This window comes from Pseudomonas sp. TH15, assembly GCF_016651105.1.
Taxonomy (GTDB): Bacteria; Pseudomonadota; Gammaproteobacteria; order Pseudomonadales; family Pseudomonadaceae; genus Aquipseudomonas.
This window is the reverse complement of sequence record NZ_JAEKEL010000001.1, coordinates 4,518,075-4,540,456: the sequence shown is the minus strand read 5'-3', so window position 1 is coordinate 4,540,456 and position 22,382 is coordinate 4,518,075. Positions and strand designations below refer to the sequence as shown.

The 22,382-nt window shown below is 60.4% G+C and carries 16 protein-coding genes and 2 pseudogenes; 5 read left to right on the top strand and 13 right to left on the bottom strand.

What is annotated here, in order from left to right:
* Positions 1-48: 48 nt before the first annotated feature.
* From JFT87_RS20365 to JFT87_RS20305, 13 genes and pseudogenes are all read right to left on the bottom strand, one after another.
* Positions 49-1,071, bottom strand: a complete 1,023-nt coding sequence (locus JFT87_RS20365; protein WP_201204119.1) for an HAD family hydrolase — start codon at positions 1,069-1,071, stop codon at positions 49-51.
* The gene (locus tag JFT87_RS20360) at positions 1,068-2,483 is read right to left on the bottom strand and encodes a BatD family protein (protein WP_201204118.1); all 1,416 of its coding nucleotides are present in this window, start codon (positions 2,481-2,483) and stop codon (positions 1,068-1,070) included. The genes JFT87_RS20365 and JFT87_RS20360 overlap by 4 nt, the downstream gene beginning before the upstream one ends.
* The gene (locus tag JFT87_RS20355) at positions 2,480-4,060 is read right to left on the bottom strand and encodes a VWA domain-containing protein (protein ID WP_201204116.1); all 1,581 of its coding nucleotides are present in this window, start codon (positions 4,058-4,060) and stop codon (positions 2,480-2,482) included. The genes JFT87_RS20360 and JFT87_RS20355 overlap by 4 nt, the downstream gene beginning before the upstream one ends.
* A 1-nt stretch (position 4,061) precedes the next feature.
* Positions 4,062-5,053, bottom strand: a pseudogene (locus JFT87_RS20350) (vWA domain-containing protein).
* The gene (locus tag JFT87_RS20345; RefSeq protein ID WP_201204114.1) at positions 5,040-5,639 is read right to left on the bottom strand and encodes a DUF4381 domain-containing protein; all 600 of its coding nucleotides are present in this window, start codon (positions 5,637-5,639) and stop codon (positions 5,040-5,042) included. Before JFT87_RS20345 ends, JFT87_RS20350 begins: the two are co-directional and overlap by 14 nt.
* Positions 5,636-6,573: pseudogene (locus JFT87_RS20340) on the bottom strand (DUF58 domain-containing protein). Before JFT87_RS20340 ends, JFT87_RS20345 begins: the two are co-directional and overlap by 4 nt.
* Before the next feature lie 8 nt (positions 6,574-6,581).
* The gene (locus tag JFT87_RS20335) at positions 6,582-7,562 is read right to left on the bottom strand and encodes an AAA family ATPase (protein ID WP_201204112.1); all 981 of its coding nucleotides are present in this window, start codon (positions 7,560-7,562) and stop codon (positions 6,582-6,584) included.
* 16 nt (positions 7,563-7,578) lie between these two features.
* Positions 7,579-8,622, bottom strand: a complete 1,044-nt coding sequence (locus JFT87_RS20330; protein WP_201204111.1) for a hypothetical protein — start codon at positions 8,620-8,622, stop codon at positions 7,579-7,581.
* A gap of 12 nt (positions 8,623-8,634) precedes the next feature.
* A complete protein-coding gene (locus JFT87_RS20325; protein WP_201204110.1) occupies positions 8,635-9,585 on the bottom strand; it encodes a SphA family protein in 951 nt (316 codons plus the stop codon).
* A 12-nt stretch (positions 9,586-9,597) separates the two neighbouring features.
* On the bottom strand, positions 9,598-9,801 hold the full coding sequence (locus JFT87_RS20320) for a hypothetical protein (protein ID WP_201205343.1): 204 nt from the start codon (positions 9,799-9,801) through the stop codon (positions 9,598-9,600).
* Between the two features lie 9 nt (positions 9,802-9,810).
* Complete coding sequence (locus tag JFT87_RS20315; RefSeq protein ID WP_201204109.1) at positions 9,811-10,605, bottom strand: hypothetical protein; 795 nt, start codon at positions 10,603-10,605, stop codon at positions 9,811-9,813.
* 243 nt (positions 10,606-10,848) lie between these two features.
* Positions 10,849-11,616 (bottom strand): hypothetical protein, encoded by a 768-nt coding sequence (locus tag JFT87_RS20310; RefSeq protein WP_201204108.1) that lies wholly within the window; start codon positions 11,614-11,616, stop codon positions 10,849-10,851.
* 159 nt (positions 11,617-11,775) lie between these two features.
* Entirely contained in the window at positions 11,776-12,204 is a 429-nt protein-coding gene (locus tag JFT87_RS20305; RefSeq protein WP_201204107.1) for a YciI family protein, read from the bottom strand.
* A 329-nt stretch (positions 12,205-12,533) separates the two neighbouring features.
* On the opposite strand from JFT87_RS20305, the gene tpx reads away from it, so the two are divergent.
* From tpx to JFT87_RS20280, 5 genes are all read left to right on the top strand, one after another.
* A complete protein-coding gene (tpx, locus tag JFT87_RS20300; RefSeq protein WP_008030203.1) occupies positions 12,534-13,034 on the top strand; it encodes a thiol peroxidase in 501 nt (166 codons plus the stop codon).
* A 175-nt stretch (positions 13,035-13,209) separates the two neighbouring features.
* A complete protein-coding gene (locus tag JFT87_RS20295) occupies positions 13,210-14,520 on the top strand; it encodes an MdtA/MuxA family multidrug efflux RND transporter periplasmic adaptor subunit (RefSeq protein WP_201204106.1) in 1,311 nt (436 codons plus the stop codon).
* Positions 14,517-17,621 (top strand): MdtB/MuxB family multidrug efflux RND transporter permease subunit, encoded by a 3,105-nt coding sequence (locus JFT87_RS20290; protein ID WP_201204105.1) that lies wholly within the window; start codon positions 14,517-14,519, stop codon positions 17,619-17,621. The genes JFT87_RS20295 and JFT87_RS20290 overlap by 4 nt, the downstream gene beginning before the upstream one ends.
* Positions 17,618-20,725 carry an efflux RND transporter permease subunit gene (locus tag JFT87_RS20285; RefSeq protein WP_201204103.1) on the top strand — a complete coding sequence of 1,036 codons (3,108 nt, stop codon included), beginning with the start codon at positions 17,618-17,620 and terminating at the stop codon, positions 20,723-20,725. The genes JFT87_RS20290 and JFT87_RS20285 overlap by 4 nt, the downstream gene beginning before the upstream one ends.
* Positions 20,722-22,206: an efflux transporter outer membrane subunit gene (locus JFT87_RS20280; RefSeq protein ID WP_201204101.1), complete on the top strand. Its 1,485-nt coding sequence runs from the start codon at positions 20,722-20,724 to the stop codon at positions 22,204-22,206. The genes JFT87_RS20285 and JFT87_RS20280 overlap by 4 nt, the downstream gene beginning before the upstream one ends.
* The last annotated feature ends 176 nt before the right edge of the window (positions 22,207-22,382 follow it).

The window sequence follows — 22,382 nt, the reverse complement described above, 5'->3', positions numbered from 1 at the left end:
TCGCTTGCTGCGACTTACGTTTACTGCGGTCCTGCATGACGTTTTTTGTTATTGCACTTGCTCGGTTGCCGGTGGATCGAACGGATAGATGCGGCGCCATTCGGCCGCCATGTCCACCACCGTCCAACCCCGGGAATTTGCTTCGTCGAGGGCTTTGTCGAGTTTGCCGACCTGAGATTTGCGGTCGTATGCCCATTCACGTTTGGCATCGGTGTGATGCACCAGGCCCATGAAACGCTTGCCCGGCCCTGCGGCAGTCCACTGCAACATTTGCAGGTCACCGTCGGAGTTGCCGAAGGCGAGGATCGGTCGTTTGCCGATCACCGCGTCGATGCTTTCCGGTTTGCCGGGGCCGTCGTCGTTGTGCGCCAGTTTTGGCGTGCGCAGGATCGTGGCCTTGCCGTCCTTGTATTGGAATGCGGTGACAAACGTGGTGCCGATCACCTGTTCCGGCGGGATGCCGTAGACCTTTTCGGCGAAGGCGCGCATGAACGCGGTGTCGCCGCCGGAAACGATGTAGGTCTTGAAGTTCTGGCTGCGCAGGTAGTCGAGCATTTCCAGCATCGGCTGGAAGATCATCTCGGTGTACGGCTTGCCGGTTTTCGGGTGGCGGGCCTGACTCAGCCAGGTCTTGGCGTAATCATCGAACGCCTCGGTGGTCATGCCAGTGTGGGTGGCGCCGAAGATCTTCAGGATGCCGTCCATGCCGGCTTCGCCAAGGGCTTTGTGATCGTTTTCGATCACCGCCTTGAACGGCTGCGTGGTTTTCCATTCCGGGTGCTGCGGCGCGTTGCGCTTGATCTCGTCAAAGGCGAACAGCAGCTCGAAGTACGCCGGTTGCTCGCTCCACAGAGTGCCGTCGTTATCGAACACGGCGATGCGTTCAGCGGGTTTGACGAAGTCCTTGCTCGATTGGTCAGTGACCGCTTGAACGAACTCGATGATGCTCTTTTTCGCCGGCCCGTCGTTCCACGACGGCAACGGTTCGCTGGCCTGAGCCAACAGCGGTAAAGCCAGGCCGAACAACAGGGCCAGGCCGAAACGTTGGCGGTGCAGCATCGGGTTGATCATGGGAAATCCTTCTCGTGAACGGGGTTGAGCGGGCGCAGGGCCGGTGTGGATTTTTGCTGCTGTTGTTCGGCCTGACTGTGAAGCGTAGTCAACGATTGGCGCAGTTGGGCCAAGGTTTTTTCAGTACTCGGTTCGCGACCGTAGAGCCCGCGCATCAGCCCTTGCAGACGCGGGCCGGCATCGACCAGTTTCAAGCCGAGGCGACTGCGGCGCAGCCATAGATACAGCGCGCTCAACTGTGCGGGTCGGGCGGCAAGTTGCGGATTGATTTGTTGCCAGGCGTAGTCGGGTGATTGCAGCCACGCGGCGTGCCTTGCCTGTTTGTGTGCTTGCATCGCAAGGCGGGCACGGGTGAGCGGCGCTCGGCTCAGGTAACCGAGCGCTAGCAGTGCTACGAGAACGAACACCCACAGCAACCATTGCGTAGAGAGATGCAGGCGATTGCGGCCCAGTTGCTTCAGGTCTTCAGCGATCGAGAACACCGGTTTGTAAGCGCTGTTGGTGGCGGCGTCGAAGGTCACTGCGGGGACTTGTGCAGTACGGGATTGCCGGGTGCTTGAGTCCCACCATTGCACTTCAATGGCGGGCAGCGTGTGCGAGCCGGCGCTGTCGATGCGGTAGGTCACGCTGTCGATACGCTGACCGCCGAGGATGTCGCCGCGACCATCATCGAGGCTGGTGACTTGCGGGTTTTTCGCATAACGACTGAGGCCGGCGACATCGCTCAGCGTCGGGGTCGGCAGGGCCATGGCCAGCGCGCCGTCGGCTTGCAGGGTCAGTTGACGGGTAATGCTGTCGCCGACTTTCAACGGCGTGGCCGAGTGGGTCACGGTTTGGTTGAAGCGCACTGCGGTGGCCACCAACGGCACTTCGCCGGGTTTGAAACCGGGAGGTTGGGTGGTGCGAAATTGCAATGGCTCGGTCTGCGTGCTGATTTCAGCGCTGGCCTGAGCGGGAGTGGCTCGCACGGTCAGGGCCGGAATGTCGAAGGTACGGGCAACGTTCGGGGTGATCAGGTAGCTATAGCGCATGCCGTTGAAGGCTTGACCATCGATGGTCTGGTTGAGGTGCTGCGCCTGACTGTCCGGCGGCATGACCAGTGCGCCGTCGAGCTTGAGGTCAGGCAGGGTGGCGGCACGGGTGAACCAGGTGTCGGTAAGAACGTCGACTTGCAACTCGACCAGACCACCAACCATGGCGCCGTCAGCGGGTTGCAGGTGGGCCTGGACTTTGAGTTGGGGTTCGGCTGCAAAGGCATTGAGGCTGAGCAGGCTGACCAAGAATACAGTGCTGATTCTTGTGTTGATTGATCTGGCCCCTTCGCGAGCAGGCTCGCTCCCACAGTAGATTTGCGGGGTACATACAACCAGTGTGGGAGCGAGCCTGCTCGCGAATGCTTCAATCCGGTTCATGGCTTGGCCCCCGATTGATCCTGCAAGCTGAACTTCTGCTTGAGGAATTTCGCCGGGGAGGTCGTGAGGTTCTGCAACCACAACGCATCCGACGTCGCCTGCTCGGTTTCGACCGCTTTGCTCTGCCCCTTGCCCGGGGCCTTGTCGAATTTCACCTCGTCCGGCTTGGTCTCAGGCGCATTTTTCTCGGCGCTGTCGGTGTCTTTGAGCAATGCCTGCGCCAAGGCCAGATTGGCCGTCGCTTCGGGGAACTGCGGTTGCAGTTTCAACGCCTGCTCATAGGCAGCAATCGCTTCATCAAACTTGAAGCGGCGCACGTAAATATTGCCTAGATAGAAGTACGCCTGCGGTGTGTCCAGTCGGGCAAACGTCGCCAATGCCAAGTCGTAATCGGCAGCGTGATAGGCCGCGACGCCTTTCCAGTAAGGGTCGACAAACAGCGCAGCAGCTTGCGGCCAATGCTCATGCTCGACAGCCCAGCGCCCTTGCTGATCGCGAGTGAAAAACGCATCGGTCAACGCGTTAGCCTGCGCCGGTGCGGCCGGCCAGCCGAGTCCCACGGCAAGCGCCAGCGCCGGCATCCAATTCACACTCCAGCCTTTGCGAACGCTGAAAAGCGCCAACAGCAACAACGGCCAACACAGCCAATATCCGGCGTCTTTCCAGTGCAGTTCGCGCTGTTCGGCGCTGGCGCTCTGGAAGTGCTGTTGCGCGTGCAGTTCGACCCAGTCCAGATCATCGTCATTAAGCGTCAGGCTGCCGAGCGGCGCGTCCAGCGCCGAAGCCAGTTGCTTGAGGGCGGCCTGATCAAAACTGCCCAGCGCCGGGCGTCCATTGGCATCAGTGCGTGGCTGGCCATTGGTATCGTGAAGGATCCCGCCGTCCGCACTGCCAACCGCCAGTACCAGGACTTGCAACTGGCTGCCGCTCAGCTGTTTGTCGAGGCCTGCGAGTTGCGCGGTGTCGGCGCCGTCGGTGATCAGCAACAGGCTGCCAGGAGTCTTTTCAGCACTGAGCAGGCGTTTGGCCTGATCGATCACGGCGCCGACGTCCTTGCCCGGTTTGTCGATCAGCCCGGTGCCCAAGGCCTGGATAAAGGTGTCGAGCAGCGCCGGGTCATCGGTGGGCGGCAACACCAGATGCGCACTGCCAGCGTAAGCGATCAGCGCCGTGCGGGCGCCAGCACGGCGCTGGATCAGGTCGTGCAGCTTGTGTTTGGCCGCTTCCAGGCGTGTCGGTTGCACATCATTGGCATCCATCGACGGCGACAGATCGACGGCGACGATCAGCGGCGCACGATTTTCGAGGAAGTCCGGACGATCCTGTTCCCAGGTCGGCCCGGCCGCCGCAATGGCGCCGAGTATCAACACCGCGCACAACAGATGCACCGGACGCAGGCGGTGGTGATCCTGTGGCGTGACCAACAAGTGTGGCAGCAGGTGTTCGGCAATGTTGCCGCGCAGTCGCTGTCGCAGGTTACGGCTGTGACGCCAGATCAGCGGCAGCAGTGCGCCGAGCAGCGCTACCAGCAACCATAGCGGGCGCAGGAAATGCAAGTCGCCGAGATTGATCTCCATCTCAGGCCTCCTGCCGCTGGTGGGCGAAAGACAACCGCAGGTGCAACATCGCGCCGAGGTGATACAGCGCCAACAACACGATCGCCGCGCCCAGTGGCCAGTAGAACAACTCCCGTTGCGGTTGATGACTGAGGGTTTTCACCTGATGCGGAGTGAGGCGGTCGAGGGTGCTGTAGACCTGATCCAGCGCGGTGCGGTCTTCGGCGCGGAAGAACTGGCCCCCGTAGTTTTGGCGATTTGCTCAAGGCCCGGCAGATTGACCTTGGCTTCGCCGGAAGCGCTCGGATCGCCAATGCCGATGGTGTGAATCACCACGCTTTTGTTGGCCGCCATTTGCGCGGCGTGATCCGGGGTGATCGCGCTGCTGGTGTCGTTGCCGTCGGTGAGCAGGATCAGCACTTTTTCCTGTTCGTGGGCCTGATCGAGCAGCTTCAGACTCAGGCCGATGGCGTCGCCGATGGCGGTATTGGGGCCGGCCATACCGATGCCGGTGTCAGCCAACAACAGCGAGAGGCTCGCGTGATCGAGGGTCAGCGGTGCCTGCGGATAAGCGCCACTGCCGAACACGATCAGGCCGAGACGATCATCCTTGCGCTTATCGATGAAGCCTTGCACGACCTCTTTTACCGCTGCCAGACGATTGATTTTCTGGCCGCTGGCGTTGGTGAAATCTTCGGTTTCCATCGATTGCGAGATATCGATGGCGAGCATCAGGTCGCGCACCGGTTGCTGGCGTTCGATGGGTTTTTCGACGAACACCGGGCGCGCCGCAGCCAGCAGAATCAGTGCCCAGACCAAAAGATTAAGCAGCACTTGCCAGGCATTGCGGCGAGTGCCGGCGTTGGCCGGTGCTTCACCGACCGCGCGACTCATGGCGCCGAAAAACGGCACGCGCACGGCACTGCGAGCTTCGTTGTAAGCGGGCAGGTAGTGGTAAGCCAGCCAGGGCAATGGCAGCAGGAGCAACAGCCATGGGTAATCAAGCTGCCACATGATGATGCTCCACCCAGTATTGGCAGGTGTCGAACAGCGCCAGGCGTTGCTCGGCGGGGAGGGCGCGCAAGGAGTCGTCGGCGGCGTAGGCCAACTGGGCGAGTTGCTCGCTGAAGTCCGCCGGGAGCGGCTTCTTGCTATACCGCTGTAAAAAGTCTTGCCAATCCAGTCCCCCCAACGCCGCCGCCCCCTGTGGGAGCGGGCTTGCTCGCGAAGGCGGTGTGTCAGTCAACATCGATGTTGAATGTGCCGGCCTCTTCGCGAGCAGGCTCGCTCCCACATTGATCGGGTTCCAGCTCGGGGATTGTGTGGGCATCGAGAGGGCCACGCGTTTCAGTAGCTCTGGCAGCTCGCGCAATGCGCTGAGGTCATCACTGCGATCACGCAGTTGCGCCAACCGGGCCAGGCCTTCGCGGCGATACTGATCGCGGCGCCATTGCAAATGGCGGCGTACGCAGACAACCAGCGCCAACAAGATCAAAACCGCGAGCAACACCCACCAGCCCCACGTCTGTGGCGCATAGCTCACAGGCGCTGGCAAGCCCAGCTCCTTGAGCTGATCGATGCTCGGGATATTGGTATTCATCGCCGCGGGCCGGCGGTTTTGCCAAGTTCGGCACGCAATTGTGCATGCGCCTCTTCGGCAGTGCTGAACATCAGCAACGGCACCTGACTACGCCGCAGCAGGGTGGCGACGTCCTTGAGTCGGCCGCCAAGGTAATCGCCCAACGGCTGATGCACGCTGCGTTTTTCAACCGCCAGTTCTACCTGCAATTGCCCTTGAGTCACCAGTAACCGGCCATTGCTCGGCAGTTTCAACGCCAGCGGATCATAGACTTGCAGAGCGATCACATCGTTGTGCGCGCGCAGTTGCCGCATCAATTGCAAGGTGCGCTCTGCGGCGCCGGCAAAGTCGCTGACGATGCAGATCAGATGATCATGGCCGGCCAATGCCAGGCAGCGCTGCAAGGCCTTATCCAGCTGATCTTCGTCTTCGGCATCGGGGTTGGCGGCGTTCAGCGCTTGATTCTGTTCGGCGATGCGGCTGAGCAACGCCTCAACCCGCTTGCGGCTGCGCAATGGCGCGACGCTGTCGATGCGTTGATCATTGAACACCAGGCCCCCCACCCGGTCACCGGCGTTGAACACCATCCACGCCGCCAGTGCGCCCAACTCGGCGGCAAGTGCGGACTTGAAGCTGCGTTGCGAGCCAAAAACATCGACATGCGTTGATCAACCACAATCAGCGCCGGGCGATCGCGCTCTTCGGTGAAGGTGCGCACCACCGGTTTGCCGGTGCGCAGCGAGGCGCGCCAGTCGAGGTGACGCAGATCGTCGCCCGGCTGATAACGGCGTAGCTCATCGAAGTTCAGACCACGGCCACGCAGGCGCGAGGCATGGTTGCCGGCGAGGATGCTGCCCTGCGGTTGGCGGGCGAGAAAGCTCAGGTCACGGGCCTTGAACTCCAGCGCCATCAATTGCGCGAGAGAGACGTAAACCAGGCCATCCGTGCTGTTCATATGCAACCTCAGGCCGGAATCGCCACTTTGTCGAGAATCCGGTCGAGCACCTGGTCGGCCGTCACGCCATCAGCCACCGCGTCATAGCTCAATTGCAGGCGATGCCGCAGTACCGGATGCACCACGGCGCGGACGTTGTCCGGCGAAACAAAATCCTGACCCTGCAACCACGCATCGGCGCGCGCGCAGCGATCCAGACCGATGCCGCCCCGCGGACTCGCGCCAATGCTGATCCAGCGGCCAAGGTCTTCGTCGTAATCGGCGGGGTGGCGGGTGGCGTTGATCAGGTCGATCAGATAGGTGTCGATGGCCGGCGATACATGCACCGCACTGACTTCCTTGCGCGCAGCGAAAATCACCTCCTGCGACAGGCTGAAACCCTTGGTTGGCGCGGTGTTGGCGCCTTGGGCGAACTCCTCGGCGCGCAACAATCGCAGGACCTGGCCTTCGTTGTCGGCGCTCGGATAATCGAGCAGGACTTTCATCAGGAAGCGGTCCATCTGCGCTTCCGGCAACGGATAAGTACCTTCCTGCTCGATCGGGTTTTGCGTGGCGACGACGATGAACAGTTCCGGCAGCGGATGACTGTTGCCAGCCACGGTGATCTGCCGCTCTTCCATGGCTTCGAGCAGCGCTGCCTGCACTTTTGCGGGCGCTCGGTTGATCTCGTCGGCGAGGATCAGGTTGCCGAACAGCGGGCCCTGCTGGAAGCGGATTTCGTTCTGGCCCGCAACCTGATGCAGGACCTCGGCACCGGTTATGTCCGAGGGCAAAAGATCCGGCGTGAACTGGATGCGACTCATCTTCGCGTCGAGGTGTTTGGCCAATGCCTTGACCGTGCGAGTCTTGGCCAACCCCGGCAGGCTCTCCAGCAGCAAATGCCCGTTGGCCAGCAGGCCGAGGAGGATCTGCCGGATCACCTGATCCTGGCCGAGCACCGATTCGGCAATGCTTGCTTGCAGGGCATTAAGGTCGCTGAGTGCTGTCATGGCGTGTGCTTCCTTCTCAAAACATGAACGTCGGAATGACCGGAATGAACGACAGCCGGAAATTCCAGCGGCTACTGATCAGGTCGTCAGGGTGGATCGCCGAGTACTGGATTTCGCCGGAGATGCGCACCGGTAATTTGCCGAAGTTGAAAATCCGCCCGGCACCAATGCCGATCGGGAAGGTGACCTTGTTGCCGCCGTCGGCTTTCCAGTTGACGGTGACGTTGGGCGTCATACCGATCCGCCATTGTTCCGGCCCTGGAATCGCCCGTTGAATGAAGTACTGCACGTTGGTCAGGCTGACGTCCTTGCGTTTGCTGTCGCCGCCGACGGACCACCAGTGCTGCGGAAACACGCCGAGCGTCCAGTCCGGGCCGAGGTAAGCGGCGACGAACGCCGGGCCCAGCGAATATTTGCCGGTGCCGAGCACGTCTTCTTCAGCGGTGGGAAACATCGCCGTCGGGCCGACGCCCCAGACCAGTTTGCCGCCGCCGTCGAAGCGGATCGGCTCCTTGGGCGAGAACACGCCGACATAGGCCAGATCGCCGAAACCGCTGGTGCGGTCGAACGGATCCTGAATAACCGAGGCGAAGTCGCCGCGATCGTGCAGCAACTCGTTCGGGCCCATGCCGATCAGATTGCCGGCCTTGCGGTTGACCGGGGCGCTGACGTAGCTGATCGGCAAGCGGTTGATCAGGTTCCAGTCTTCCCCGAGGGAGATCGGGAAGGTCGGCATGAAACTGTACTTGCCGAGCATCCGTGTGCCGTTGCTGTTCGGGCCTTTGAGCGCGGTGTAGTCGTATTGGTTGAACAGCAGCACGAGGTTGCCGACCGGGTTGTCCATCAACTTGGCGATCTGTTCGGTGGATGGGTCGCAACCGGCAGCCACTACTTTTTTCAGGTCGATGTCGAAGTCTTGTTGCAGGCGGTGGCAGGTTTCGGGGTCGCCCTTGGCAGTGCCCGGCGTCGGTGGGGTGCCAAGGGTCGGCAAGTCGCCCGCCGCGCAGGCGAGGCCACTGAACAACGCACTGCATAAGGTCAAACAACGAGAAATGGCCATCCCTGGCTCCTTCTAGAAAAACGCCAGGGTCATGTTGACGCTGATGCCATTGCCTTCGGGGCGGTTCTTGGTGTCGAACTCCGGCACCCAGCGCGCGCTGATGTTGGCCTGGGCGTCGGCGAACTTCCCGGCCCAACCGATCATCGGTCCGGCACCGACTGAGCGCCCGCGGAAGCCATTCAAGGCATCGGCAGTATCGCCTTTGTCATCGCTGATCTGCTGAATGTAACCGGCGGCCAGCCCGGCGCTCCAGCCATTACCGAAACCGTGGGTCCACAGCGCATCAAGCGTGAAAATATTGCCGTTGCGATAGTCCGTGGCGTCGTTCTCGGTGTAGAACTCAAGCCCGCTCGACAGGGTGAACTCGCCACCCTTGCCATCCAGATGAGTGAAGGCCACGGTTGGCATGAACGTGTAATTGTTCTGCCCGGAGTTAGCCAGGCGATTTTCGTTGTAGGCCCCGGCCGGTACGTAGATCGGCAGGGAGAACGCGATGTGGTTCAGCGCATCGAAGTGATAACCGGCGGCAATCGGCGTGATCAGCGGATCGGCGAACTGGGTACCGGAATCGCTGGTGCCAAGGGTGCGTCCACGCGGGCCGGTGACAGCGGCGTCGATGTCGGTGTATTGCACCGGAATACCAATGGCTGAAGCGAAGTTCCACGGGCCTTTGCCGGTGTCCCAGATGTGCGTCAGGTTGGTCATGGTGTAGGAGACTTTCATGTCGATGCCGGCACTGACTTCACCGGAAATCGGCGCGCCACGACTGCCCTTCAGCGAACCGTCGTACCAGATGCTGGTGACTGAAACCACCCAGCCCGGTTCCGGTGGTATCACCCCCGCATTGGAATACACCTGTTGCCCGGTAATGGGCCTACCCACTCCGCCTTCGGTGGCGTACAGCAGCGGACTGCCGAGCATGCACAGCGCCAGTATCGGGCGCACAACGTTAGGCTTGACCATCACAGACTCCGCTTATTGTTGGGTATTGACCGGGTTGAGCAACGGCATCTTCCACTCGCCGCTGCGCCCACCGAGTCTGGTGAGCGACGTCTGCGCAGGCGGCTCGCCTTGCATGGCGATCGTGCCGATGCGCGCATCGAGATCCTGAGCGCCGACGCCGCAACTGGCGAACAGGGTCATCAGGCTGAAAGCGGCCGCGCGAAGAGCGATATGCATGAAATATCCTTATTTACCGAAGGTGACGTTGATACCGGCGAACAGGGTGAATTGCGGCAGTCCCTCGCCTTTGCGTTCGACCGTCCATTGCGGCTCGACAAAGGCGTTGAGAATGTTGCTGCCGGATTTCCACACCTTGCCTGCGCCGAGGCCGATCGGGATGTAGTGGGTGTCGTTTTTCAGATCGAACGTCCAGGTGCCGGTGGACCGCAGGTACCAGCCTTTTTCCAGGTTATGCATGATGAAGGGCTGCATCGTCGCGGTTTCGACGTGGGCGCGGTCACGGTCACCGGCGAACGAACTCTGGTACTGAACCAGCGCACCCAATAGGCCGCGGGGTGACGAATCGATGGCGACGGCGGCCAGGCCGGCCTGCCACTTGCCGGTGCCCAACTCATCTTGCTCGGCGGTGGGCGCGGTGATCTGCGGGCCGATGCCCAACTGGATGCCGTCGGTCTTGAGCAGGAAAATATCGAACAGGTTCAGGTCGCCGATACCGGTGCTGTAACCGTTATGCGGGTCGGGGCGGGTGCTGATCGGCAGAGTCGCGCGCAGCAATTGCGGCACGCCGATGAAATCGTTGGGCGCTACCGGCAGGGTGCCACGCAGCAATGCGTCATTGGTATGAACATTGGTGTCGTAGAGCCTGGGCGTGTAGTAATCCTGCAGGTTGGCGCCGGGCGCCAGGCTCAGCGGGTTGTTACTCTTGTTGGCTTCCTCTGCGTTATCCGCCCAGGCACAACCTACGGGCGTCAGCGAACTCGCCAACAGCAAGGCGCAGCATCCCCATTGATTCAAAACCATTCCCCGATTCCCTGGTGGCTGATTGGATAACTCGGCACTTGGCGGCCGTTGACGGCGTAATCCCTTTCTTATCAACCCTGTAGGACACGTCTGAATGACGCTAGCAGCAAATTCGGAGTTAGCCAGTCGAATGGATTAATTCTTTGGTTTTGTGTGCGAGTTCACAGGTTGATCGTGTGTAAGGGTCTTCGCAGCGTTACGCGCGTGACGAGTCGGGGCAACTCGCCACGCGCGGGGGTGCAATTAAAGTCGTCCAGCGTGCAGATCCAGCCATTCATAGACGGCATTGATGCGCACGCCGACGAATGCGTTAGCTTTACGCTCCAATTCGATGAGGATCGCTGCCGCGCAGGTTGGGTAGAAACCGTTGCTGTGGGGAATGTAGTCAAAGCATCCCTGGATCAGACCACCGCTCATGCCGGCAGGATCAGGCGCCTGAAGAGGTTGCGCGTTATCGTCAAAATTTCTGGTTTTCGAGAAGTCCAATGTCAAATGATATTTCGGGTCGAACCGAGGGTGAGGGAACACCTTGGTGCCGGCGTCATTGGAGCTGTAAACAAAGCCCTCCGGGATAAACATGCGATTTTGCCGGGCGGCTTTCTTTGCCAGTTGCGTGTTTTTCGCACTTGGAAATCCGATGAGTTGATAAAACTTGATCCGCTCGGCGTTCTCAGAGGTTTCAATCAGATCGGGTTGAATGAAGTTGATGTCGCCATTGCATTCATCCACAACCTCATCAGGTACGACCATCGCGCCGATGTCAAAAGGGTCCTTGCTCCGGCTACCCTGCGTGGCACTGGTATTGGAGACCATGGATTTGATGTACGGCAGCTTGAACAGCTTGTGGGCGGCGTACAAAAAAACCGGATCCTCACCTTCCAGGTCTTCGAAAACGTGAGCTGCGCTGACAATGAGCAATTTGCCGTTATGAAAGAAAAACGTCCCGGAACCAATGGGATCGTAGGCATCACCTTTTTTGCTCATGAACATTACTACGGATTTTCTAAGCATGTTTTACAACCACCTTATCCTTAAGCAGCGATTCGCCCGATCGATGAGCGATGTGCCAGTTTAAGGCAGCGCAGGCAGGTGGCAAAGCGACCTCGGGCTGTCACGCACCGCTTAAAGGCGAGCAACCAGCCTGAGGAAATTAGAGGGAGGGCTGCGGCTTCACGGCTTTTTCTTGGCTTGTTCACGTATGCGCGCTTCCTGCTCACGCGCTTGCGGGGTGAATTCGGCGCCAAAATCTTCGGCGGAGAATATCTGGCGGATTTCAATTTCGGACTCAGTGCCAGGCATTGGGTTGGGGCAGCGTTTGACCCATTCGATGGCTTCTTCTTTCGATTTCACTTCCCAGATCCAATAGCCGGCGACCAACTCCTTGGTCTCTATAAAGGGGCCGTCGATGACTGTGCGCTTTTCGCCGGAGAAGCGAACACGGGCGCCTTTGCTGCTTGGATGGAGGCCATCGCAATCGACCAGAATGCCGGCCTTGGCCAGTTCTTCGTTGAAATTGCCCATTTCGGTAATCAATTGTTCGCTAGGCATGATGCCGGCTTCGGAATCGGCGCTTGCTTTGACAAAGATCATGAATCGCATGGCGGTTACTCCAGAGAGTGTGAGGGATTCATTGCTTAGTCGAATGAGCAGGTCAGGAATCGACAGCCTCTAAAATAAACGACGCGGATCCGGTATCTCCGAAGATCCCTGTGGGAGCGGGCTTGCTCGCGAAGACGGCAGCACATCCAACAGTGATGTGACTGACAGACCGCTTTCGCGAGCAAGCCCGCTCCCACAGGTGATCGGGTTGTATGCAATTTCACGGCAAGAGCATGACAATTTCGGTTCAGGCATAGGTCGTCGGACAATTTCGTGGTTAACTTCGGCCTCTTCAGATTTTCAACAACACTTCCAGAAGGACTCCGTTCATGGCTCAAGTCACTCTTAAAGGCAACCCGGTTCAAGTCAACGGCCAACTGCCACAAGCCGGTTCCAAGGCACCAGCCTTTTCCCTGGTTGCCGGCAATCTGTCCGACGTGACCCTGGCGAGCTTCGCCGGCAAGCGCAAAGTGCTGAACATCTTCCCAAGCGTCGACACCCCGACCTGCGCGACTTCGGTTCGCAAGTTCAACGCCCAGGCAAATGATGTCGCCAACACCGTCGTGCTGTGCATCTCTGCTGACCTGCCGTTCGCCCAGGCACGCTTCTGCGGCGCTGAAGGCCTGGAAAACGTTCAGAACCTGTCGACCCTGCGTGGCGCCGAGTTCATCGAAAACTACGGCGTGGCCATTGCTGACGGCCCACTCAAAGGCCTGACCGCCCGTGCCGTCGTGGTACTGGACGAAAACGACAACGTGCTGCACAGCGAACTCGTTAAAGAAATTGCAGAAGAGCCTAACTACGAAGCGGCACTCGCTGTTCTGAAGTAACCGGCTTTACAATTGTTAACGGCCTGGCACTCGCCAGGCCGTTTTCATTTGTGTTTCAGTCCCTTGGACAAACATCCTGTTACGTAAGCCAAAGGTAAATAGCCGGTAAAGCCGCTTTGCTTAATGCTCGCCAGTGCTTATCGTTCAGCCTCCCGTAGAAGAAGCCCCCGCGCCCATGGTTGATCATTCAATGCAATCCTCCTCCCGTAGTCCCCGTCGCTGGCTGTTCGGCCTGCTTGTCCTGTTGATCGTCGCGGGTGTGTGCTGGAAATTCTGGCCTGCCGGCACTGATCACAAAGCGGGCGAAAAGCCGAGAGCCGCCGCAGGGCATACAGGCAAGGCTGGAGGGATGCGTCCGGGGTTTGGCGGGGCGAGCGGCCCGATTCCGGTGCGCGTGGCGCCGGCGGTCAAGGGTGATTTCCCGCTGTACTACAAGGCGCTGGGCACGGTCACGGCGCTCAACACCATCAATGTGCGCAGCCGGGTGGCCGGAGAGTTGATGAAGGTTGCGTTCGAGGAAGGGCAGATGGTCAAGGCCGGCGACTTGTTGGCCGAGATCGACCCGCGTCCTTACCAGAATGCTTTGCTCCAGGCTGAAGGCACTTTGCTACAGAATCAGGCGCAACTGAAAAACGCCCAGGTCGATGTCGAGCGTTATCGCGGTCTGTTTAAAGAAGACAGTATCGCCAAGCAGACCCTGGACACCGCCGAAGCGCTGGTCGGCCAATACCTGGGCACGGTCAAGACCAACCAGGCAGCGGTTAACGACGCCAAGCTCAATCTCGAATTCACCAAAATCCGCGCACCGATCACCGGGCGTGTCGGCTTGCGTCAACTGGACGTTGGCAACCTTGTCGCCGCCAATGACACCACCGCACTGGCCATCATCACCCAGACCCAACCGATCAGCGTGGTTTTCACCCTGCCGGAAAACAGCCTCGACACCGTACTGGCCCGCTACCACACCGGTGCCAAACTGCCGGTGGAAGCCTGGGACCGTGGCGATATGAAATTGCAGGCCAGCGGCGTGTTGCAGAGCCTCGACAACCAAATCGACGTCACCACTGGCACCCTGAAATTCAAGGCGCGCTACGAGAACCGCGATCAAGCGTTGTTCCCCAACCAGTTCGTCAACGTCCACCTGTTGGCCGACACCCTCAAAGACGTGACGCTCGCACCGTCGGCGGCGATTCAGTTCGGTACCAACGGCACCTTCGTCTATGCCATGGATGGGGACAAGAAGGTCACGATCCGTCAGTTGAAAGTCGGCCCGAGTGACGGCAACAACACCGTCATCACCGAGGGTCTGGCCGTCGGTGATCGCGTGGTCCTGGAAGGCACCGACCGCCTGAAGGAAGGCAGCGAAGTGGAAGTGGTCAATGACACCCAGGATGTACCGACCACCCCGACCGAACACCTGCAAGGCAAATCGGCGGCCAAGACCCCTGACGCGACCGCCAACGACAAGGCGAAGAAGGGCGCATGAACATCTCGCGGCTGTTCATCCTTCGCCCGGTCGCCACGACCCTGAGCATGCTGGCCATTATTCTGGCCGGCATCATCGCTTATCGTTTGTTGCCAGTGTCGGCATTGCCCCAGGTCGACTACCCGACCATCCGCGTCATGACGCTCTACCCCGGCGCCAGCCCGGATGTGATGACCAGTGCGGTGACCGCGCCGCTTGAGCGTCAGTTCGGGCAAATGCCCGGCCTGACCCAAATGGCGTCCACCAGTTCGGGCGGCGCTTCGGTGCTGACCCTGCGTTTCAGCCTCGACATCAACATGGACGTCGCCGAGCAACAGGTGCAGGCCGCGATCAATGCCGCGACCAACTTGCTGCCCAAGGACCTGCCGGCACCGCCGGTCTACAACAAGGTCAACCCGGCGGACACCCCGGTGCTGACCCTGGCCATCACCTCCAAGACCATGCTGTTGCCCAAACTCAATGATTTGGTCGATACGCGCATGGCGCAGAAAATCGCCCAGATCAGCGGCGTCGGCATGGTCAGCATCGCCGGCGGCCAGCGTCAGGCGGTGCGGATCAAGGTCAACCCCGAGGCCCTGGCGGCCAATGGCTTGAACCTGTCGGACGTGCGCACCTTGGTCGGCGCGTCCAACGTCAACCAGCCCAAAGGCAACTTCGACGGCCCGACCCGGGTGTCGATGCTCGACGCAAACGATCAACTGACGTCGCCCAAGGATTACGCCAACCTGATCCTTGCTTACGCCAATGGCGCGCCGTTGCGGCTCAAGGACGTGGCGGAAATCGTCGACGGCGCTGAAAACGAACGACTGGCGGCATGGGCCAACGAAAACCAGGCCGTGTTGCTGAACATCCAGCGCCAGCCCGGTGCCAACGTTATTGAGGTGGTCGACCGGATCAAGGCCTTGCTGCCGAGCATTACCGACAACCTGCCGGCCGGCTTGCAAGTCACCGTTCTGACCGACCGTACCCAGACCATCCGCGCCTCCGTTACCGACGTACAACACGAACTGCTGATCGCCATCGCATTGGTCGTCATGGTGACGTTCCTGTTCCTGCGCCGGGCCAGCGCGACGATCATTCCTTCGGTCGCCGTGCCGCTGTCGTTGATCGGTACGTTTGGCGTGATGTACCTCGCGGGTTTCTCGGTCAACAACCTGACCTTGATGGCCCTGACCATCGCCACCGGTTTCGTGGTGGACGATGCGATCGTCATGCTGGAGAACATTTCCCGATTTATCGAAGAGGGCGACAGCCCGCTGAATGCGGCGCTCAAGGGCGCCAAGCAGATCGGCTTCACCCTGGTTTCCCTGACCCTGTCGCTGATTGCGGTACTGATCCCGCTGCTGTTTATGGCTGACGTGGTGGGGCGTCTGTTCCGGGAATTCGCCATCACCCTGGCGGTGGCGATCCTGATTTCGCTTGTCGTGTCGCTGACCCTGACGCCGATGATGTGCGCGCGGCTGCTCAAACGTGAGCCCAAGGAAGAAGAGCAGGGCCGTTTCTACCGGGCCAGCGGCGCAACCATCGACTGGATGATCGCTGCTTACGGGCGCAAGTTGCAGTGGGTGCTCAAGCACCAGCCGCTGACCTTGATGGTGGCCATCGCCACCCTGGGCCTGACCGTATTCCTTTACATGATCGTGCCCAAAGGCTTCTTCCCGGTCCAGGACACCGGGGTGATCCAGGGCATTTCCGAGGCGCCGCAGTCGATTTCCTTTGCCGCGATGAGCGAACGTCAGCAAGAGCTGGCCAAAGTGATCCTCGCCGACCCGGCAGTGGAAAGCCTGTCGTCCTACATTGGTGTGGACGGGGACAACTCGACGCTCAACAGCGGTCGCATGTTGATCAACCTCAAACCCCACAGTGCGCGGGACCTTAGCGCCACGAAAATCATTGCTCGCCTGCAACCGGAAGTGGACAAGCTGATCGGCATTCGCCTGTTCATGCAGCCGGTGCAGGACCTGACCATTGAAGACCGGGTCAGCCGTACGCAGTACCAGTTCAGCATGTCGTCCCCGGACGCCGAATTGCTCAGCCTGTGGAGCGGACGCCTGGTGGAAGCCCTGGCCCATCGGCCGGAGCTGACCGACGTCGCCAGCGATTTGCAGGACAAGGGCTTGCAGGTGTACCTGGTGATCGACCGCGATGCGGCGTCCCGGGTCGGGGTGTCGGTGCAAAACATCACCGATGCGCTGTACGACGCTTTCGGCCAGCGGCAGATTTCGACCATCTACACCCAGGCCAGCCAGTACCGCGTGGTGCTGCAATCGCAGTCTGGCGAGAAAATCGGCCCGGACGCGCTGAACCAGATTCACGTCAAGACCACTTCGGGTGGCCAGGTGCGCCTGTCCAGCCTGGCGCATGTCGAGCAACGTCAGACGCAATTGGCGATCACTCACATCGGCCAGTTCCCGGCGGTGATGATGTCGTTCAACCTGGCCCCCGGCGTGGCGCTGGGGCATGCGGTGGAGATCATCGATCAGGTGCAGAAGGACATCGGCATGCCGATCGGCGTGCAGACCCAGTTCCAGGGCGCGGCCGAAGCATTCCAGGCGTCGCTGTCGAGCACCTTGCTGCTGATCCTGGCGGCGGTGGTGACCATGTACATCGTGCTCGGCGTGCTGTACGAAAGTTACATTCACCCGATTACCATCCTCTCGACCTTGCCCTCGGCGGCGGTCGGCGCCTTGCTGGCGTTGCTGCTGACCGGCAATGACCTGGGGATGATCGCGATCATCGGCATCATCCTGCTGATCGGTATCGTGAAGAAGAACGCGATCATGATGATCGACTTTGCCCTCGACGCTGAGCGCAATCAGGGCATGGCGCCGGAGCAGGCGATTTACCAGGCGGCACTGCTGCGTTTCCGGCCGATTCTGATGACTACCCTGGCCGCATTGTTCGGCGCGGTGCCGTTGATGCTGGCCACCGGTTCCGGTGCAGAGCTGCGTCAGCCGTTGGGTCTGGTGATGGTCGGTGGTTTGCTGGTGAGCCAAGTGCTGACGCTGTTCACCACCCCGGTGATCTACCTGTATTTCGACCGTCTCGGTCGGCGCTGGGGCCATAAGTCTGCAGCCGTGGACGCGGTAGAACAGCCATGAACCTGTCCGGACCTTTCATCAAGCGCCCGGTCGCGACCATGTTGCTGAGCCTGGCGATCATGCTGCTGGGCGGTGTCAGTTTCGGCCTGTTGCCGGTGGCGCCGTTGCCGCAGATGGACTTCCCGGTGATCGTGGTTCAGGCCAGTCTGGCGGGTGCGAGCCCGGAAGTGATGGCGTCGACCGTGGCCACGCCGCTTGAGCGTTCCTTCGGCTCCATCGCCGGGGTAAACACCATGAGCAGCCGTTCCAGCCAGGGCTCGACCCGGGTGATTTTGCAGTTCGACATGGACCGCGACATCAACGGCGCGGCGCGGGAAGTGCAAGCGGCGATCAACGCCTCGCGCAACCTGCTGCCGAGCGGGATGCGCAGCATGCCGACCTACAAGAAGGTCAACCCCTCGCAAGCACCGATCATGGTGTTGTCGCTGACCTCGGACGTGTTGGAGAAAGGTCAGCTCTACGACCTGGCCTCGACCATTCTGTCCCAGAGCTTGTCCCAGGTGCAGGGCGTAGGTGAAGTGCAGATCGGCGGCAGCTCCTTGCCAGCGGTGCGCATTGAGCTCGAACCCCAGGCGCTGAACCAGTACGGCGTGGCGCTGGACGATGTGCGCAATACCATCGCCAACGCCAACGTGCGCCGCCCGAAAGGCTCGGTCGAAGATGACCAGCGTTTGTGGCAGGTCCAGGCCAACGATCAACTGGAAAAGGCCAAGGATTACGAATCGCTGATCATCCACTACAACAACGGCGCGGCCCTGCGCCTGAAGGATGTGGCCAAGGTCAGCGATGGCGTCGAGGACCGCTACAACAGCGGCTTCTTCAACAATGATGCGGCGGTGCTGCTGGTGATCAACCGCCAGGCCGGCGCCAACATCATCGAGACGGTCAACGAGATCAAGGCGCAGTTGCCGGCGTTACAGGCGGTGTTGCCGGCCAGCGTCAAACTGAACCTGGCGATGGACCGGTCGCCGGTGATCAAGGCAACGTTGCACGAAGCGGAAATGACCCTGCTGATCGCCGTGGCGCTGGTGATTCTGGTGGTGTACCTGTTTCTCGGTAACTTCCGTGCCTCGCTGATTCCGACGCTGGCGGTGCCGGTGTCGCTGGTCGGCACTTTTGCGGTGATGTACCTGTACGGATTTTCCCTGAACAACCTGTCGCTGATGGCGCTGATCCTGGCTACCGGGCTGGTGGTGGATGATGCCATCGTGGTGCTGGAGAACATTTCCCGGCACATCGACGAAGGCGTCAAACCGATGCAGGCCGCGTACCTCGGCGCCCAGGAAGTCGGCTTCACCTTGTTGTCGATGAACGTCTCGCTGGTGGCGGTGTTCCTGTCGATCCTGTTTATGGGCGGGATCATCGAAAGCCTGTTTCGCGAATTTTCCATTACCCTGGCGGCGTCCATCGTGGTGTCGCTGATCGTGTCGTTGACCCTGACGCCAATGCTCTGCGCGCGTTGGCTCAAGCCGCACACACCGGGTCAGGAAAACCGTCTGCAACGCTGGAGCCAGCGCGTCAATGAATGGCTGGTCGCCAAATACGCCACCAGCCTCGACTGGGTGCTGCGTCACCGGCGCCTGACATTGCTCAGCCTGCTCATCACCGTGGGTGTCAACGTCGCGTTGTACGTAGTGGTGCCGAAAACCTTCATGCCGCAACAGGACACCGGTCAACTGATCGGATTCGTCCGTGGCGACGACGGGCTGTCGTTCAGCGTGATGCAGCCGAAGATGGAGACCTTCCGACGCGCCGTGCTCAAGGACGATGCGGTGCAAAGCGTGGCCGGTTTCATCGGCGGCACCAACGGCACGAATAACGCCTTCATGCTGGTGCGCTTGAAGCCGATCAAGGAGCGCAATATTTCCGCGCAAAAGGTGATCGAACGTCTGCGCAAGGAAATGCCCAAGGTCGCCGGCGCTCAGCTGATGCTGATGGCTGACCAGGACCTGCAATTTGGTGGCGGTCGTGAACAGACCACCTCGCAGTATTCCTACATCATTCAAAGTGCCGACCTCGGCTCGTTGCGCGAGTGGTACCCGAAAGTCGTCACCGCGCTGCGGGCCTTGCCGGAGTTGACGGCGATTGACGCCCGCGAAGGTCGTGGCGCGCAACAGGTGACGCTGATTGTCGACCGCGACCAGGCCAAACGCCTGGGAGTCGACATGGACATGGTCACGGCGGTATTGAACAACGCCTATGCCCAGCGACAGATTTCGACAATCTACGACAGCCTCAACCAGTATCAGGTAGTGATGGAGGTCAATCCGATATACGCCCAGGATCCGATCACCCTCAAGCAAGTCCAAGTGATCACTTCCACCGGCGCGCGCATTCCCCTGTCGACCATCGCTCACTACGAAAATAGCCTGGAAGACGACCGGGTCAGCCACGAAGGCCAGTTCGCTTCCGAAAGCATCTCCTTCGACATGGCCGAAGGCGTGACAGTGGAGCAGGGCACCGCGGCTATCGAGCGGGCGATTGCCAAGCTCGGCATGCCGGAAGACGTGATCGTGAAAATGGCCGGGACCGCCGACGCTTTCGCCGCCACCCAGAAGACCCAGCCATTCATGATTCTCGGCGCGCTGGTGGCGGTGTATCTGGTGTTGGGCGTGCTGTATGAAAGTTACATTCACCCGCTGACGATTCTGTCGACGCTGCCGTCGGCTGGGGTCGGTGCGTTGCTGTCGATCTATGCGTTGGGCGGGGAGTTCAGCCTGATCTCGTTGTTGGGGCTGTTCCTGTTGATCGGGGTGGTGAAGAAAAACGCCATTCTGATGATCGACCTCGCGTTGCAACTGGAGCGGCATCAGGGCATGAGTCCGCTGGATTCGATTCGCAGCGCCTGCCTGCAACGTCTGCGGCCCATTCTGATGACCACCCTGGCGGCGATCCTCGGTGCACTGCCGTTGCTGCTCAGCCGTGCCGAAGGCGCGGAAATGCGTCAGCCGCTGGGCCTGACTATCATCGGCGGGCTGATTTTCAGCCAGGTGCTGACGCTTTACACCACCCCGGTGGTTTACCTCTATCTCGACAAACTGCGCCATGGTTTCAACAAATGGCGTGGGGTACGTACCGATGCAGCTCTGGAAACTCCGCTATGACTGACCGTTCGCTTATCACTCTGGCTGCACCAATCGCCATGGCCCGTGGCTCGCGTTTGTTGAGCCTGGCACTGTGTGTGGCTATGCTCAGCGCTTGCGCCGTCGGCCCGGACTACCAGCGCCCACCAACCGCGGAACCGGCGCAGTACAAGCAAGCCGAGGGCTGGCGTCAGGCCAATCCCAGCGATTCCCTGGCCCGTGGCGCCTGGTGGGAGTTGTACGGCGATCAGCAGCTCAACGGCCTGATCGAGAAACTCAACAACTCCAACCAGACCGTCGCCCAGGCCGAAGCCCGGTATCGGCAGTCCCAGGCCTTGGTCAGCACTGCCCGTGCCGCGTTTTACCCAACGGTTGACTTGAGCGCGGGCAAAACCCGCTCCAGTCAGGGCGCCGGCAGCAGCAGTTCCAGCCTGAGCAGTTCCGCCAGCGGTATTCGCGACACCTACAACGCTCAGTTGGGCGTCAGTTGGGAAGCGGACGTCTGGGGCAAACTGCGTCGCGGGCTGGAGGCCAACGAGGCCACGGCCGAAGCAAGCTTCGCCGACCTCGCGGCCATGCGCCTGAGCCAGCAGTCGGAGCTGGTGCAGAACTATTTGCAGTTACGGGTGATCGATCAGCAAAAGCGCCTTCTGGAATCAACAGTCACGGCGTACGAGCGTTCGCTGCAAATGACCCAGAACCAGTACCGCGCCGGCGTGTCCGGGCGTGATGCGGTGGCCCAGGCCCAGACTCAGCTCAAAACCACCCAGGCCAACCTGGTGGACCTGATCTGGCAACGTGCCCAGTTCGAAAACGCCATCGCCGTACTGATCGGCCAGGCGCCGGCCGAGTTCAATCTGGCGGAAACCGAGGACATCCCGAAACTGCCGCAGATTCCCCTGAGCCTGCCGTCGCAGCTACTTGAACGCCGCCCGGACATCGCTTCCGCCGAGCGCTCGGTGATTGCCGCCAACGCCAACATCGGTGTGGCGAAAGCCGCTTACTACCCGGATTTGAGCCTGAGCCTCAGTGGCGGCTACAGCAGCAGTACGTCCAGCAACCTGTTCAGCTTGCCGAACCGCTTCTGGTCGGTGGGGCCGAAAGTGACGTTGCCACTGTTTGACGGTGGCGCGCGCTCGGCAGAAGTTGATCGCAACGAAGCGGTGTATGACCAGACCGTGGCCAAGTACCGGCAAACCGTGCTCGACGGTTTCCGCGAAGTGGAAAACTATCTGGTGCAGCTCAAGGTTTATGAAAACGAAGCGACCGTGCGCCAGGAAGCCCTGGACGCGGCGCGAGACTCCTTGCGCCTGACCCAGAACCAGTACAAGGCCGGGTTGATTGCCTACTTGGACGTGGTCGTGGTTCAAGCCACCGCGTTGAGCAATGAACAAAGCGTATTGACCGTGTTGCAGAGCCGATTGATTGCCAGCGTGCAGTTGATTGCGGCGTTGGGTGGCGGTTGGGATGGCGATCTGGAAGTAAGCGACAACAAAAAGTGAGTGCCGGAAACCTGTGGTGCGACGTTTCGCTAAATCCCCTCGCCACAAGTGTTCAATAATTGCTATGACACGCGGGCCAGAGCCTTGTAGGACGATCGAACAAGCGCCCCATCGGCTTGATGGCCATTTGATTATTTTGTCAGTGCGTTCTTCCGCGCAATCAGTACAATCGCCGA